Annotated in this window: 10 protein-coding genes and 3 pseudogenes; 6 read left to right on the top strand and 7 right to left on the bottom strand. The window is 68.2% G+C overall.

The window, feature by feature from the left end; genetic code table 11:
* Positions 1–110 precede the first annotated feature (110 nt).
* From ACZ4Z5_RS21370 to ACZ4Z5_RS21350, 5 genes are all read right to left on the bottom strand, one after another.
* On the bottom strand, positions 111–368 hold the full coding sequence (locus ACZ4Z5_RS21370) for a transposase (RefSeq protein WP_468265058.1): 258 nt from the start codon (positions 366–368) through the stop codon (positions 111–113).
* 55 nt (positions 369–423) lie between these two features.
* On the bottom strand, positions 424–1,341 hold the full coding sequence (locus ACZ4Z5_RS21365; RefSeq protein ID WP_468264992.1) for an RNA polymerase sigma-70 factor: 918 nt from the start codon (positions 1,339–1,341) through the stop codon (positions 424–426).
* Entirely contained in the window at positions 1,338–2,531 is a 1,194-nt protein-coding gene (locus ACZ4Z5_RS21360) for an NAD(P)/FAD-dependent oxidoreductase (protein ID WP_468264990.1), read from the bottom strand. Before ACZ4Z5_RS21360 ends, ACZ4Z5_RS21365 begins: the two co-directional genes overlap by 4 nt.
* Before the next feature lie 100 nt (positions 2,532–2,631).
* Positions 2,632–3,036 carry a helix-turn-helix domain-containing protein gene (locus tag ACZ4Z5_RS21355; protein ID WP_468265056.1) on the bottom strand — a complete coding sequence of 135 codons (405 nt, stop codon included), beginning with the start codon at positions 3,034–3,036 and terminating at the stop codon, positions 2,632–2,634.
* Between the two features lie 106 nt (positions 3,037–3,142).
* The gene (locus ACZ4Z5_RS21350) at positions 3,143–4,051 is read right to left on the bottom strand and encodes an aldo/keto reductase (protein WP_468264988.1); all 909 of its coding nucleotides are present in this window, start codon (positions 4,049–4,051) and stop codon (positions 3,143–3,145) included.
* Positions 4,052–4,773: 722 nt separating this feature from the next.
* On the opposite strand from ACZ4Z5_RS21350, the gene ACZ4Z5_RS21345 reads away from it, so the two are divergent.
* The 5 genes and pseudogenes from ACZ4Z5_RS21345 (at position 4,774) to ACZ4Z5_RS21325 (ending at position 11,422) form a co-directional block, all read left to right on the top strand.
* Entirely contained in the window at positions 4,774–5,112 is a 339-nt protein-coding gene (locus ACZ4Z5_RS21345) for an ArsR/SmtB family transcription factor (protein ID WP_468265054.1), read from the top strand.
* Positions 5,113–5,194: 82 nt separating this feature from the next.
* Positions 5,195–5,969 (top strand): annotated as a pseudogene (locus ACZ4Z5_RS21340) (IS5 family transposase); the annotation flags it as partial.
* Positions 5,970–7,070: 1,101 nt separating this feature from the next.
* Positions 7,071–7,736 carry a hypothetical protein gene (locus ACZ4Z5_RS21335; protein ID WP_468264986.1) on the top strand — a complete coding sequence of 222 codons (666 nt, stop codon included), beginning with the start codon at positions 7,071–7,073 and terminating at the stop codon, positions 7,734–7,736.
* An 878-nt stretch (positions 7,737–8,614) separates the two neighbouring features.
* Positions 8,615–9,164: pseudogene (locus ACZ4Z5_RS21330) on the top strand (helix-turn-helix domain-containing protein); the annotation flags it as partial.
* A 65-nt stretch (positions 9,165–9,229) separates the two neighbouring features.
* A complete protein-coding gene (locus tag ACZ4Z5_RS21325; RefSeq protein WP_468265052.1) occupies positions 9,230–11,422 on the top strand; it encodes an MMPL family transporter in 2,193 nt (730 codons plus the stop codon).
* Between the two features lie 136 nt (positions 11,423–11,558).
* On the opposite strand, the pseudogene ACZ4Z5_RS21320 reads toward ACZ4Z5_RS21325, so the two are convergent.
* Positions 11,559–11,696: pseudogene (locus ACZ4Z5_RS21320) on the bottom strand (ABC transporter ATP-binding protein); the annotation flags it as partial.
* A gap of 391 nt (positions 11,697–12,087) precedes the next feature.
* Here ACZ4Z5_RS21320 and ACZ4Z5_RS21315 point away from each other — a divergent pair.
* A complete protein-coding gene (locus ACZ4Z5_RS21315) occupies positions 12,088–12,258 on the top strand; it encodes a hypothetical protein (RefSeq protein ID WP_468264984.1) in 171 nt (56 codons plus the stop codon).
* Between the two features lie 438 nt (positions 12,259–12,696).
* On the opposite strand, the gene ACZ4Z5_RS21310 is transcribed toward ACZ4Z5_RS21315, so the two are convergent.
* Positions 12,697–15,588, bottom strand: a complete 2,892-nt coding sequence (locus tag ACZ4Z5_RS21310; protein WP_468264982.1) for an ATP-binding protein — start codon at positions 15,586–15,588, stop codon at positions 12,697–12,699.
* Positions 15,589–15,773: the final 185 nt, after the last annotated feature.

Here is a 15,773-nt window from a genome sequence, read left to right as displayed (position 1 = left end):
GCGAGCGCTGGGCTCACCGCGCTCACGGGCACGTCATGACCCGTGCCCAGGTGGTCTGGGCCTCTTTAACCTCTTTAAGTGGTCGACGCTCGAAGTCCTTCGGGGGTTGATCAAGCCGCCAGTGCGACGGAGGATTCTACGGGCCGGCACGTCACCGGGAAGTCGTTGGGTGAGACGACTTTGCGCTGCACCACGGAGAAGAAGATCTCCACCTGGTTCAACCAGGAGGCATGCACCGGGGTGTGGACCAGCATGGCGTTCGGGAACGCGGCCACAAGACGGTCCGCTGCGGCCTTGCCGCGGTGGGAGGAGCCGTTGTCGACGATCCAAAACACGCGCTTCGCGCTCGCGTAGGGCTCCTGGCGCATCACCTGGGCGACCAGGGCCAGTGATTCCGGAGTGCGTCGACAACGATCAGGCGGCTCAGGAGAGTTCGTGCCGAGTTCCGTCGGCGACTGCGTGGAGCTTGTCGGGGTTGGCCACGTTGTGGATGGTCGAGATGCGGCCTTCCGGATCGAAGTCGAAGGTCAGCGTGGCGACCACGCGGTCCGGGCCGCGGAAGACCACGCCCGGGCCGCCGTTGATCCAGGTGAGCTCTGCACGCATCCGCCCGGGCTCGATGCCCTGGTAGGTCGCGGTGCCGAGCGCGGCGAACCACCGGGCCACGGTCTCCAGGCCGACGACCGGCTTGAGGGCCTGGCGGACCTTGCCGCCGCCATCGGTCCACAGCGTCACGTCCGGGGAGAGCAGCTCCATGAGGGTGTTGATGTCGCCGCCCGCCGTCGCCGCGAAGAAGCGCTCGGTGACGTCGCGTTGGCGGGCGCGGTCCGCGGTGAAACGGGGCCGGCGGGCCTGGACGTGCTCGCGGGCGCGGTGCGCGGCCTGCCGGACCGCAGCCTCCGAGCGTTCCACCGCCTCCGCGATCTCCGCAAGGCTGAAGGCGAAGACCTCCTTCAGCACGAAGACGGCGCGCTCCAGGGGACTCAGCGTCTCCAGCACAACCAGCAGGGCCATGGAGACCGAGTCCGTCGTGGCAACACCGTCAGCTGTGTCCGGGCCGGTGAGGATCGGCTCGGGGAGCCATGGCCCGACGTAGGTCTCGCGCTGGTGGCGAGTCGAACGAAGCCGCTCCATCGCCAGGTTGGCGACGATCCGGGTCAGGTAGGCCTTCGGGTCGACGACCTGGGAACGGTCGGCCGCCGACCACTTGAGCCAGGCGTCCTGGACCGCGTCCTCGGCATCGGCGGCGGTGCCGAGGATGCGGTAGGCGACGGAGAAGAGCAGGGTGCGGTACTGCTGGAAGGCAAGCTGGTCGGGGCCCGCCTGCTGCGGCTGGGTCACTTGGCGCTCCGAATCCGGGTGTAGCGGCCGCCGTGCGGCCAGAACGCGCCCGAGGCGGGCATCTTCTTCATGCGGGCGAAGGTCGGCCACGGCGCGGCGGTGACCGTCTCCTTGTACTTTGCGGCTCGCTTGCCGGTCAGCACGATCCGGCGCGGGCTGTCGTCGGGGTGGGTGAACTGCACGACGGCGTCGTTCCGGCCCAGGCTGACAGGTGTGTGGTAGTAGCCGAAACGGAAGGGCTTGGGCTCCTTGCCGGCCAGCACCCGCAGGATCGAGAGGGCCGCGTGCACGCCGGTGGGCATACCCCCCTGACAGGTCCCGTGCATCACGCCGTAGCCCTGACGGATCGCCGCCGCATCGCCCACGGCGTAGACGTCCGGGTGGGAGACCGAGCGTAGCGCGCTGTCGGTGACCACACGGCCGCGCTCATCGACGGTCAGGCCTGCGGCGGCAGCCAGCGGCGAGACACGAGTGCCGCTGGTCCACAGCACCGCGCCCGCCGGGATGCTGGAGCCGTCCGCGAGCTCGACACTGTCCGGCAGCACCTTGGCCACCTCGACGCCGCTGCGCACCCGCACGCCGAACCGGGCGAGCGCCGCGTCCAGGTAGGCCTTGGCCTTCGGGTGCATGCTCGAGCCCGGCTCCTGCCGGCCCAGCAGCACCACCTCGAGCTCCGGGTGCCGATCGGCGATCTCCGCGGCGGCCTCGACGCCGGTGAGGCCGCTGCCGCCGACCACGACGGTCCCACCGTCGAGCCGGGTCAGCCGGTCGGCGAGGATGGCGGCGTCCTCCGGGCTGTTGAGGGTGTAGGCGTGGTTGTCCACGCCGGGGACGGCGACGGTGTCCGCGATGCTGCCCAGGCCGTAGACCAGGGTGTCGTAGCGCAGGACCCGGTCGTCGTCGATCCGGACGGTCTTCGCCTCGGCGTCCACGGCGGTGACCCAGCCGCGGACGAAGCTGGCGCCGGTGCCGTCCAGCAGCTCCGGGATGTTCATCTCGGCCGTCTCCTGACCGGTGGCGGTCATGTGCAGTCGGAGCCGCTCGGTGAAGGTGTCGTAGGGGTTGACGAGCGTCACTCGCAGGTTTCCGCGTTTCCTGGTGCGGGCCGCGAGCTGGATCGCGGCGGAGAGCCCGGCGTAACCGGCGCCCAGGATCAGGACCTTGTGCTGCTGCGCTGCTGTCGCCATCATCGCTCTGCTGTCTCTTTCGTGTCGGTCGTTCCCGCCGTGCGGACGACCACCAGACGCAAGCTGCCCTTCCGTTCGTGACATGGCGCCGACGTGACTTGCATCACGACTGCCAAGGCTTGAGCGCGTCCTGACGAAGCCAGCGACGCACGGTGGACGCCGAGACGGTGTCGGTAACGCCGCGCGCTGTCAACTCGGCGGCCGGTTCCGGGCACGACCAGCGGGCCAGCGGTACCCCAGTCTCGGCCGGGGGTTGGCAGGCCAGGGCCTTGGCCTCGGCGACCTGCACGGGGGTGAAACGGGCCGGGCGCCCGCTGCGCCTGCGGTCGGCCAGGGCCGGCAGGCCGCCGTCGGCGAACCGGCCCCGCCAGGTGCGCACGGTGTCCACGTGCACTCCCACCTCGACAGCGAACCGCGCGTTGGACCTGCCCCGAGCCGCCAAGAGCACGATCTGTGACCGGATCCTGATCTGGCGCGGAGTCTTGTGACCGTAGGCCGCCCTCTTCAACCGTTGCCGCTCGGCGGCAGTCAGGGTTATGGGGCGGGCGGCAGAAACTGGCAAAACAGACAGGCCGATCAGCAGAAGTGGATCACATTGCCAAAGGAGGTCTTGGTCATGCGGTTTCGTGGTGGAGTGCGTCCAGGGCAGTGAGTTCGTCCTCGGACAGGCGCAGGGAGCCGACAGCGACGTTCTGGGCGAGGTGGTCGAGGTCGCCGGTGCCGGGTATGGCCAGGACATGAGGGCCCTGGTGGAGTGTCCACGCGAGCCGGATCTGGGCGGTGCTCACGCCGTGGGTGCGGGCGATGGCGTGCACCTCCGGGCTGCGGTCGGTGGTTGCGCCTCCTTCGCGTCCGGTGCCGGCGATCGAGTAGAACGGCACGAACGCGATGCGTTGTTCTCCGCAGAGGTGCAGAAGCTCCTTCTGCTCTGGGGATGCGCCGATGCCGTACATGTTCTGCACGCAGACCACGGGCGCGATGGCCTGTGCCTCGGCGAGGTGGTGGGGGCGGACGTTGGACAGGCCCAGCTGCCGGATAAGTCCGGCCTCACGCAGTTCGGCAAGTGCGCCGAAGCGTTCGGCGATGGAATCGGTGCCCACGATGCGCAGGTTCACCACGTCGAGGTGGTCGCGACCGAGCTGGCGCAGGTTCTCCTCGACCTGGCCGCGCAGCTGCTCGGGGGTGGCGTGCGGCAGCCACTGGCCCGAGGGATCACGACCGGGTCCAACCATGGTGGTGATGACGAGGTCGTCCGGGTAGGGGGCCAGGGCCCGGTTGATCAATTCGTTGGCGGAGCGCAGCGGGGAGAAGTAGAACGCGGCGGTGTCGACGTGGTTCACACCGAGCTCGACCGCTCGGCGCATCACACTGATGGCCTGGTCGCGGTCCCGTGGGACGGCATCGGCCGCAAACGCCTCGCCGTGCTGTGACAGGCGCATCGCACCGAAACCGATTCGGTTGACCGTGCGGTCGCCGAGTTTCCAGGTGCCTGATGCCGGCGCGGTGATCGTCTGTGAGGTCATGGCGGGATGATCTGCGCACGGTAGGCTGGCGTGCTATTGATTCATACATGCGTGAATCCATTGAGGAGTGGTCGTTCTGGCAGAGCTGGCGTTCTCGGCGGGTGATCTGGCTCAGGTGCGGTTCGCCGTCTCGCCGATGTGGGAGGTTGCGCCCAGCTTCCGGCTCTTGAGATCCGACACCGCGCATCCCATCCACCGCGCCTGGGTCGACCAGGTCCGCCCGCGCCTGGTGGCCGCCGGGCTGGACCGGGGCTGGCTCTCCGAATTGATCCCGCCCACCGGCTATGTTCCCGACTTCCTCAACCCGGCCCCCGCCGGGCCAGCCCCCACGCTGGCGGCGGAGCGGGATGCAATCCTCGCCGCGCCCGTCGACCGGGTACGCCAGGACCTCCACCACCTGGCCCGCCACCAGGGGAATCTCGGGCCCCGGATACGGACCTTGCACGCCGACCCACAGACCCGCCTGTCCAAGGTCACAGAAGAGATCGAAACGTACTGGGAACTGGCGCTCGCCTCCTACTGGGCACGCATCCAGGCAGTATTGGACACAGACATCCTCTACAGGGCCCGCGCGATTACCGAGCACGGCGCGGGCCGTCTCTTCAACGACCTGCACACGTCGGTGAACTGGGACGACAACGTGCTGCAGCTGCACCGCCGCAAACAGCCGCTGACCCGTACCACGGCAGGCACAGGACTGCTACTGATCCCCTCGGCCTTCACTGGTCCAGGACTGCGCACCCGGACGACGCCACCGGACCCGCCCCAACTCGCCTATCCCGCACGCGGAGTCGGCTCATTGTGGAGGCGGCCCTCCCCCCCGGGCCGACACCCTCGCCGCCGTACTGGGCCGCTCACGGACCCTGCTGCTGACCGAACTGGAGACCCCAGCCTCAACCACGCAGCTGGCCCACCGCACCGGACTCTCCCCGGCCGGGGTATCCCAATACCTCACCGCGCTACGCAACGCGGGCCTCGTCAGCGCCCATCGTGCCGGCCGCTCCGTCCTCTACGCCCGTACCGCCGCGGCCGACACCCTTCTCCAAGCCGCCTCCGTCTGACCTCACGTCAACCCCCGAAGGACTTCGAACGCAGACCGCTAAGACACCGTTTCTGATGGCGTGATCGCTCGTTGAGCCGTGCATGACGGATCTGGTGGAGCGGTTGGTCCCGGACGAGTTGTGGACGCTGTTTCGGCGGGTGGTCCCGCCGACAGAGGTCATACGCCCGCAGGGCGGCGGCAAACGGAGGGCCGGTGACCGCGAGTGCCTGGCCGCGATCATCTTCGTGGCCACCTCGGGCTGCACCTGGCGGCAGCTGCCGCCGGTGTTCGGGCCGGCCTGGCCCACGGTCTACCGTCGCTTCGCCCAGTGGAGCCGACAGCGGGTCTGGGCCAGACTCCACCGGGTCGTCCTGGACGAACTCGGCGCCCGGGGCGAACTGGACTGGTCGCGATGCGCGATCGACTCCGTCAGTGTTCGCGCGGCAAAGGGGGGCCACTGACCGGACCGAATCCGACCGACCGCGGCAAGTCGGGATCGAAAATCCACCTGATCACCGACCGGAGCGGACTGCCCCTGTCACTGGCATCTCCGGCGCCAACATGCACGACAGCCTCGGCCTGAAGCCGCTCGTGCGCGGCATTCCGCCCGTCCGCTCCCGCCGCGGCCCACGCCGCCGACGCCCGGCCAAGCTCCACGCAGACAAGGGATACGACTACGACCACCTGCGCCGATGGCTGCGCAAGCGAGGCATACGCCACCGTATCGCCCGCAAGGGCATCGAGTCCTCCACACGACTGGGCCGCCACCGCTGGGTCGTCGAGAGGACGGTCTCCTGGCTCGCCGGATGTCGCCGCCTGCACCGCCGCTACGAACGCAAGGCCGAACACTTCCTCGCCTTCGTCGGCATAGCCGCTGTTCCAACACACCGCCGTCCGGTGAGTACACCGCCGTGTACTCACCCTCCGACACGTCAATCGCCTCGAGGTAGTTCGCGGCATGCTCGATGGACTCGAAGACACTCAGGTCCTCGTCCCGGTCAAAGATGAGCACGGTGTCCGAAGGGAGGTCCATACCGATCACTGTGACAGCCGCTCTCCTCATGCTGCACCAAAATAAACGACGTCTAAGTTACCGGTATTGAGGTTAGCCCTTACCGGCGCGAGAATGTGCTCCGCTTCGGCGACTACACCACCGACCATCTCCACGTACCCCCAGCCGCATACAACCCCGCTCTGTACCTGGAGCCATGAGCTCGGCCCTATCTCTGGCCAGAAGATCTTCAACGAAAGTTTTGCGGGATGACAACGATTGCAGTAACAGGCCATGTGAACATCACTCAGGCGAGTATCCCGTTGATCAGAAGGGATTTGCTAGCGCTGCTTGCCCATTACCCAGCATCAGAGCTTACCGGGGTTTCCTGCCTGGCTGCAGGAGCGGATGCGGTGTTCGCAGACGCTGTTCTCATCGCTGGTGGGCGGCTGATAGGGGTGCTCCCATCGGCGGACTATCGACAGCGCATGGTGGATGCTGGTTATGCCGCTGAGTTCGACCGCCTTTGTCGAGCAGCTGCGGAGGTCAAAGTCATGCCGTACCAGAGGGCCACCACGAGTGCTTACGCTGCCGCCAACCGTTTTCTTCTCGGCCGTGCTCAACTGCTGGTAGCGGTTTGGGACGGTCAACTGAGCAGTAGGCAAGGCGGGGCGGCCGAGCTTGTAGCTACAGCCCGCGCTGAAGGGCTCCCTGTGGAAACTATCTGGCCTGCCGGCGCCGCTCGACAACAGCAGAAACGGGACCGGACACGGAAGCGGCGCTGTTAATCAAGCACTCGAACCTCCTTGAAAGCAGAGGGGATTCAAGGAGTTGCCGGATTGACCAGTGGGCTGCACTCCGGTTGGTGTCGGTCTGGGAAGACCGGCAAGCATAGTGCCGTCCGGAAGGCGATGGCCGGGCTGAGGAGATCCGGGGCAGCAAGGGGTCAGCGGCTCGGCGGCGGCAAGGCGCCACAGGCGCACCCCGTGGTCGTACTCGACGACGGCCGTGGTTCGGTGGGGGCTGATCGTGATGCCGTTGACGAGGCCGTCGTCGCGGCCCGCGACATGCAGAATCTTGAGCGGTTCCAGGCAGTACCAGACGAGGCGTCGCCGGTAGGCGATCATGCAGGTGCTGCCGGTGTCGTCGACGGCGATGGCTTCCGGCCACCCCCAGGCCTTGAAGTCGGTTTCAAGCTGCCCGAGCACCAGCGGGTGCTTTTCGGTATTGGGATCGGCAACGCGGAGGACCCACCCGTGGGTGTCGTCGCAGTCGTAGAGCAACAACTGCCCGTCCGGCAGGCTTCGGTGGAGGGGATCCGCCACTGGCGCCCGTGGGTGATGCTCATCGTCGTGACGCCGTCGGTATTGACCGCGATGTGCGTGCCGTCGGGCGACCAGGTCAGGGTGGGACAGGACAAGACGCTCGACCCGCTGAGCAGTAGCCGCCATGGTCCGTCGTTCACACGGCCGACGAGGGACCACCGGCCGCCGTGGTCGACGTGCACGACCATGCAGCGTGACTGGCCGTGCCAGGTGATCTGTCTTGGAGTGGTCGCGCCGGGCCGGGCCGCCGGCACTGTGCCGGTCAGGGCGGAGAAATCCGTCAACGCCGCATGGAGCCGCGGGTGCTTGAGCCGTATGCGCGGATGACGCGCACGTACAGTACCTGCCGAACGCTGGCCCTCGAAGGACGCCTTCGAAGCCTTGTGGACGGCCACCGGCTGCCGCCTGTGCACCTGACCGCCCGATGCCCTACCCGCCCGGGGACCCCGGAGACACGCGCCACCGGGACGGCCACCCGGCGATCACCCATGCCCACCACCGATTACCAGGAAACACCCACCGGAATCCACCCGGTGGATCCAAGCTCAGGACACGAACCGCTGCTGGAGTATGAGCCACACGGTTCCGCCTCTATTCGGTGACGGCACTGATGTGTGAGTAACTCCTACTCTGTGGATGTCTCCGCAGGGCGGACACAATGAGTTGAGCGCGAAAGCAGAGCTCGGGAATGCTCGGAATATCCGGTGGAAGATCAGTACCGCAAATCACTGCGGTTCACTTACCCAAGGAGAATCATGCGACCACTTGTCAGGCGTTGGGCCACAGTCCTCGGCACGATGATACTGGCTGCCGGGTCCGCCCTCGCCCTCGCACCCTCGGCGTCGGCCTACACAACGCCCAGCGGTGCCCTCAACTGCACCGAGTCGTCGTTCAACACCAATGGCGGGGCCTGGGGGTACAACTTCGGGTCGGCTACCTGCAGCGTGAATCCCGGATACATCGGACACAAATGGAGGGTTGCGGTCTCCTGCACGGCCGGCTTCACGTACCGAAGCGCGTACACGACTACCTGGTACCCATACAGGGAGTCACTCACGGCACCCAATTACGGCAGCGGCTGCTACTGGGGCGTTTCAGATATCTGGATAGAAGAAGCCGATTTCTGAACCTGGATCCACCGATCGGTGACCACAGCCACCCGGCGATCACCCATGCCTACCAGCGGAAACCCGCACCGGAACCCCGTCACTCGTGAGGGTGACCGCCGCTGCAAGCTCCCGCCGCACCAGCGGGCTCTCGTCGGTCTGGTCTACCTCCGCAGGCACGACACCCTCGCACAGATCCCCGTCGGCGTCGGCTTCGGCATCTGCGTCGGCACCACACACGCGAATGCCACCGCCGTCATCGACCACCTCTCCCGCCGTGCACCTGGCCTGCACCGCCTCCTGAGGCCGATCCCGATCACTTCCTAGCTCGACGGAACACTCGCGGAGTGCGACCGAGTCGGCGACAGCCGGGCCGACAACTCCCACAAGCACCGCCGACACGGAGTGAACGTGCAGGTGGTGACCGACTCAGCCGGACATCTGCTGTGGATCTCACCCGCACTGCCCGGCCGCGCACCTCACACCGACCCAGAGATCCGTCAACTGAGCGCTGTCCGCTGCATTGCGCACCGGTCGGCACGGCGTCGCGCGACTGAAGGCGTGGCGGATCTTCCGCAGGTGCCGGTGTAGCCCGAATCGAATGTCGTCAATCTCCGCCGCCGTCCTCACTCTGGAGCGGCAGCGCTGAAAAGGCTCATTGCTAACGCCGTAAACATCGGCGGGAACGCAAGGGGAGGACCCCCGTTGACCAGTATCGCCGCGCTTGCATTGCGCCGCGCGCGCCTCGTACTCGTAGTGGCCGCGGCAGCGGTCGCCGTCATGGCCGTGCTCGGGACCGGAGCATTTGGCAAGCTGCTCGGAGGCGGCTTCGACGACCCCGATGCGCCTTCGACACGGGCCCAGGCCCTCATCGACAAGGAGTTCGGCGGCCAGGCCGACCTCGTCTTCCTGGTCTCACCCGACGGATCGGCGGACGCGCGCCTGGCGTCCCCCGCCGTCGAGGCGCGCGGGCGCGCCATCGCCGAGGGGCTCAGGAACGACCCCACGGTGACCAATGTGGTCTCGTACTGGGACGCCCGGAGCCCGCAGCTCGCATCCGAGGACGGCGACGAGGCGCTCGTCGCCGCTCATGTCACCGGCACGGAGGACGAGCGCACCGACCGTGCGCGGAAACTGACCGACACGTACGCGGGTGACCGCGACGGGGTCTCGGTGCGAGCGGGCGGGCTGGCCGCCATTGGGAACGACGTGACCCGCCAGGTCGGCAAGGACCTGGCGATCGCCGAGGCCATCGCCGTCCCTGTGACCCTCGTGCTGCTCGTGCTCGCCTTCGGCAGCCTCGTCGCCGCCCTGCTGCCGCTGGTCATCGGCCTGATCGCGATCGTCGGGACCTTCGCCGAGCTCGCCGTCCTCGGCTCGCTCACCGATGTGTCGGTGTTCTCCATCAACCTCACCACCGCGCTCGGGCTCGGGCTCGGGATCGACTACGCACTGCTGCTCGTGAGCCGCTTCCGCGAGCAGCTTGCGGCCGGTGATGAGGTCGAGGACGCCGTGGTGACTACCGTCCGAACGGCGGGCAGGACCATCGTGTTCTCGGCCGCCACCGTGGCCGGGGCACTCGCCGCGCTGCTCGTCTTCCCGCCGTTCTTCCTGCGCTCCTTCGCGTACGCGGGCATCGGCGTCGTCGTGGTCGCGGTGCTCGCCGCCCTCTTCGTCGTACCGCCGCTGCTGGTGCTCCTCGGACACCGGGTCAACAAGGGTCGGCTGCCGTGGACTGCGCCGGTGCAGCGGCCCGACGCGCCCTTCTGGGGACGCCTCGCGGGCGCCGTCATGCGCAGGCCCGCCCTGACCGCGCTCCCGGTGCTCGCCGTCCTGCTGGTGGCCGCGAGCCCGCTGCTGGGCGTCACCTTCGGTACCCCGGACGAGCGGGTGCTTCCCGAGAGCGCGGCGAGCCGTCAGGTCGCGACCGCCGTCCAGCGGGACTTCGCGGGCGACGACACCGGCTCCGTACAGGTGGTGACGACGGGGCCGGTCGCGTCCGGGCAGCTCGCCGCGTACGCGACCGAGCTGTCCCGGCTCGACGGCGTCGTCCGCGTGGACGCGAGCAGCGGTACGTACACGGACGGCGCGAGTGGGCGGGCCACCCCGCAGAACGCGCCACTTGGCCGCCCCGACGCCGAGCGCCTGGTCGTCGTCACCTCACTTGCACCGAAGTCGGACGCGGTCCAGGACCTCGTCCGCGACATCCGCGCCGTGCCCGCGCCGGCGGGCACCGACGCCCTGGTGGGCGGCGACGACGCGCGGCTGGTCGACTCCAAGGCGGCCATCTCCGACCGGCTCCCGCTCGCCATCGGCATGATCGCGGTGTCGACCTTCGTGCTGCTCTTCCTCTTCACCGGCAGCGTCGTGCAGCCGCTGCGGGCGCTGCTACTGAACATGATCAGCCTTTCCGCGGCCGTCGGCGCGATGGTGTGGGTCTTCCAGGACGGCCACCTCGACTCGCTGCTCGGCTTCACGCCGATGCCGCTCGACACCTCGATGACCGTCCTGCTCTTCTGCGTCGCGTTCGGTCTCTCGATGGACTACGAGGTCTTCGTGACCAGCCGGATGAAGGAGCTGCATGACACCGGGGCGGACCGTACGACCACGGTGACGGCAGGCCTGTCGCGCACCGGGCGGATCGTCAGCATGGCTGCCGGGCTGCTCGCGGTGAGCTTCTTCGCCTTCGGGACCAGCAACATCAGCTTCCTGCAGATGTTCGGGATCGGCAGCGGGCTGGCCATCGTCATCGACGCGGTCGCGGTGCGCGGGGTGCTCGTCCCTGCGGCGATGCGTCTGCTGGGGCGGCATGCCTGGTACGCCCCCAAGGCGCTGCGCAGGCTGTACGCACGGGTGGGCCTGCGCGAGGCCCCCACGGAGGAGCCGCGGACCCCGGTCGCCGTCTGACGCCTCGATCGCCTGACGGGGCTCGTTCGTTCTGAGCCCCGCCGGCGATCGAGGACGGATACACGGGTGGACGGTACCGGTCACGTCCCCCGGGGCCTGGGCCCCAGATGCGGGCCCACGAGAACCGGGAGTTACTCCCGGTCTCCTTCTCCCACGCCTTGATGACCTCGTCCGTCGGGCCGTCCATCAGCAGCTCGCCCTTCTTCGGCCACAGGACGCGGTCGCAGGGGCCCCTGGTCGACTTGTTGCTGTGGCTGACCAAGAAGACCGTGCCGGGCGGGCTTCCTCCGATGAATGTCCGGGCTCCGGGAGACACGCTTTCACTGCCGCCGGGGATCGGCCACAGTCTTCGATGAGGGTGGTATTGCTCACCCACGAGAGCATGGCGTCTGTCGGAGTGCCCTTCGTGGATGCCCGGGCCCTGCTGATCGCGGAACTGCCGGAAACCGTCGAGGTCGCCACGGTGATCGCGCCTGCACTCACCTACATGGAGAATCTGGCTGCTTCCTGGTCGGCCCCGCGGGTGGGTGCCGGGGAAGTCGCCTACCCGCTGCCCGCAGAACAGCCGGTCCCCTGGGTGGCACTGGATGACCTGGGCGCCGCCATCGCCGAGCTCAGCACAGCCGTTGCCCCGCCGACCCTGCAGATCGTGGGGCCCTCAAGCCATGACCGGGGAACAAGTCCCCACCGAACTCGCCGCCGCGCCGGGGCGCGAGCTGCGATGGAGCAGCATCGACCCCGGCGAATACGAACAGATGCTGGCCCGCACCTCGGAGCCGAAGCCGCCGCTGGCATCGCTGCTGCCTACACCCCACCCCCGCAGGAAGCACCACTAGCTCCGGCACCGAACTCGGCCGTGGTCAAGGTGGGGACCACGGCCTTGCGCGACTGGGCGATGCGACAGGACTGGCACCGCCCTTGACCGACCAGCTGCCCTCAACTGAGAGTGGCCCGTGCTGCCCGGACGGGGAACGCGACGGCCCCGCCCGGACACCCGGCCGCGTTCACCGACCCAGTCGTACGCCTCCGTCCTCCGGCGGGCAGCCCTCTCATCGCCGCTCAGCAGGTCACTCACCTCCCCCCGCCCTGCGGCGCCGCCGACCTGTCGGCGGTGCGCAGTCAGATGACGGGTGATGTGGCGCCGGTCCTCTGCGGAGAGATGGATCGGAACGGTCGGACGAGCGCACAACAGGTCCGAGAGGGCTCACTCCTACCCTGCGGAATGCAATGATTGCGGCAGCGGCTTCGGTGTCACATGCAACGATCTGGCACTGCTAGGCTGGGGGGTGCGTGCCGCCATGGCGCAAGTCCTTGGCAATGAGTTGCCGCCGTGTGACGTGCAACTTGCGATACACCGCCGCCAAGTGTGCCTCGACGGTCTTGGGTGTGATGAATAGCAAAGCGGCTATTTCCTGATTGCTCAAGCCTTCAGCAGCCAGTTCGGCGACCCGCCGCTCGCGCGGTGTCAGGGACGACAGGCCGACAGACGCCACTCGGGGTGGGCGCCCGCCGGCGAGCCGCAGTTCTCGCCGGGCCTCCTCGGCCAACGCCGAGGCCCCGCAGGACTGGGCCTCTTCCAGTCCCAGGGACAGGAGGCGGCGTCCTTCCTTGCGCCATCCGCCGTCACGCAACGCAATTCCTCGTGCCACGTGGGTTCGGGCCCGCTCCAATCGTGCAGCTGAGCCTGTGAGTACGCGTTCGGACTCTTCGAGGAGCTCCAGGGCCTCTTCCTGCGGTCGCAGGGCTGCAAGGCGTCGCAGAGCGCGCCCCGACGGCCCGGGGGCGCCCCAGCGGTGCGCGGCCTTTGCTTCTTCCTCGCCCAGGTAGCGGGCTTCCTCAAGGCGCCCCAGCTCACGCAAGCATTGGGCTGCGGCCGAACGCCAGGGGAGTACGGCGGGGTTGGCACCGCCGACTGCGGCGTATGCGGCACCCAGCGACTGCCAGGCTTCGGCCGAGGCCTTCCATTCCCGGCGTGCCTGCAGCACTCTGCAGTGAGTCCCCTTCACGAGAGCGGTGTAGATGGTGAACGGAGAGGAAACGGCGTCGCTCACCGGCGGGGCGGACAGCAACTGCGTCTGATCCAGCTGTCCTCGCTCAATGGCGGTTTCCATGCGCACGTGTGCGGCGAGCAGGTACATGAAGGGGCTTTGGGCGGAAGTCGCAGCGCGCATCGCCTCTTCGGCGTCGCTCTCCGCCGCGATTACATCTCCCCGGAACAGCGCAGCCAGGGCTCGCGTGGCGCGGACGGCCGCCATCGTGCGTACCGCTCCGTGACGAGTGGCCTCGCGCAGTGCCGTCTCGAGGTGGAGGGACACGCTGGGGTCCTCGGCGACGATGAGAGTGAACCAAGCGGCATACACGGCACCGTCGCCTCCCCACTGGAGGAGTTCCCTTCCGCGGAGCGCGCGCTGAGCGCGTTCGATGGCCGCCGGGGACCCTGTGTGAGCCTCTACGGCCGCCAGGACGGCGTCCAGCGCTCGCCCGCCCCATCCGGCTCGTGGAGGTTCCTGCTGGAGCAAGGCCAGCGAGCGCCGGTGCTGCGGTTCGCTCTCCCCGAAGAAGGAGGCGGCGACCACGGCTGCCTGGAGGGCATCACGGAAGGGACGGACCTCTGCTGGGCAGCCCGCGAGTTCGTCCACTGCCTGCTGAGCCATGCTTCCGAGTTCGCACCACTGACCGAGGCTCGACAGCGCGTTGCTGGTACGGCATGCGAGAGTGGCCCGCTCGACCGGGTCCCTGGTCATGGCGAGCAGCTCCCGCAGGTAGTGGATGGCAGCAGAGACATCAACGAGCTCGGCTGCGGCAACGAGCTGCCTCAGGAGTGCTGGCGTGTCCTCATCCGGGGAGGATGCGGCCCGGCAACGCCTGAGATACTCCAATGCGGCGTGCGGAGATCCCCGACGCATTGCGTCCGCGGCGGCGGTGCGCAGAATCTGCGCGTGGGCCGGTGAGCCGGTTCCGGCGGTCAGGAGCAGGTGAGCTGCCGCACGCTCCGCAGGCGTGCCTTCGCGCTGCAGGACGTCAGCGGCGTCCAGGTGCGCCTTCGTCCGCGGTCCGAGCGGGATGCTCTCATACACGGCGGCCTGGACCAGCGGATGGACGAACTCGATCACCGGGGCGTCAAAGCCATACGAAGGGCGAGCGGGAGCCTTCGTCAGCTCGGCGCGCTGAAGTGCCTCCGCCCCGTTCATCGCCTCGGTGACGTCCACAGCGGCCAGGGTCTCGACCCGGCTGAGGGTGGCATCACCTCCCAGGATCGCGGCGGCGTGGGCGACACGGGTGGCCGCCTGGGGCAGTCGGGCAAGCCAGAGTTCCACCCGGCGGCTCACCGCTGAGGCTCCGAGCCTCATGGCCGCCTGGGCGTTCTCCTCTGTCGGCGCCAGGCCTTCGGCCTTCAGCACGCGTCCGAGTTCCGCAAGCAGCAGTGGGTTGCCGCCCGTCGCCTGGTGGCAGAGCTGCATGAAGCCGGCCTCGGGAGCATGGCCCACAGCCTGTTGCAGCAGCGCGGTGGCGGCGCTGAGGCTGAGCGGGCGGGGCCGCAGGACCTCGCAGACGGGGTCGCTGATCAGGTGCGCGAGCACCGTGTCATCCGTGTCGCTCGCGGGCCGGGTGCTGAGGATGATCAGGGCAGGGACGGAGTCGATGCGAGGCAGGAGGTAAGCGAGGAACCGCTGCGATGCGGCGTCGGCCCAGTGGAGATCATCGATGATGAGTGCTGTGGTTCCCTGCGTGGCCACGAGTTGCTGGAGGAGCAGGTAGAGCGAGTGCATGACGGCGAAGTCGCCTTCGGCCCCGTACCGCTCGTTGGCCATGGCCAATGCCGCGAGGGCCGGCTTCAAAGCATCTTCATGGATCCAGGGCTCGTCGGTCGCCCGTCGGTGCCCACGTGGCCGCTCCAGTAGCTGGCGGACTACTCCGAACGCATAGTTCCGCTCGAGGTGCGTGCTGCGTGCTCTGAGGATCTGCACCCCTGATGCGGCCGCCGTGCGAGCCGCCTCCTTGAGCAGTTCTGTCTTGCCGATTCCGGCAGCGCCCTCGACGACCACGACGCGACCTTCGCCGGCACAGGAGGATTCGATGGCCTCTCTCAGCGACTCCATCTCGGTGTCGCGTTCCCACAGCGGCATGCTGCCTTCCCAGGACGGGCGCTTGGTCTTGCTCGACATGTTCAGCCTCTCCACCATCGAGGCAAGGGGATCCGGATGCCGTGGCGCTGGGCTGCTCCGCGACTCGAAGCAGTGGGCGAGGGCGTGGGCAGCGGCTTTCGGCGGTGACTCTGAGGTCGACCCACGGGTTCAGTGTATGGACTCGCATGAGCACGGCAGCCCTGAACACACTCCGCAATGGACGG

It is taken from the genome of Streptomyces sp. NPDC030222, from assembly GCF_055573115.1.
Note: the sequence above shows the minus strand (reverse complement) of the source record. Positions and strands in the feature narration are given on the sequence as shown.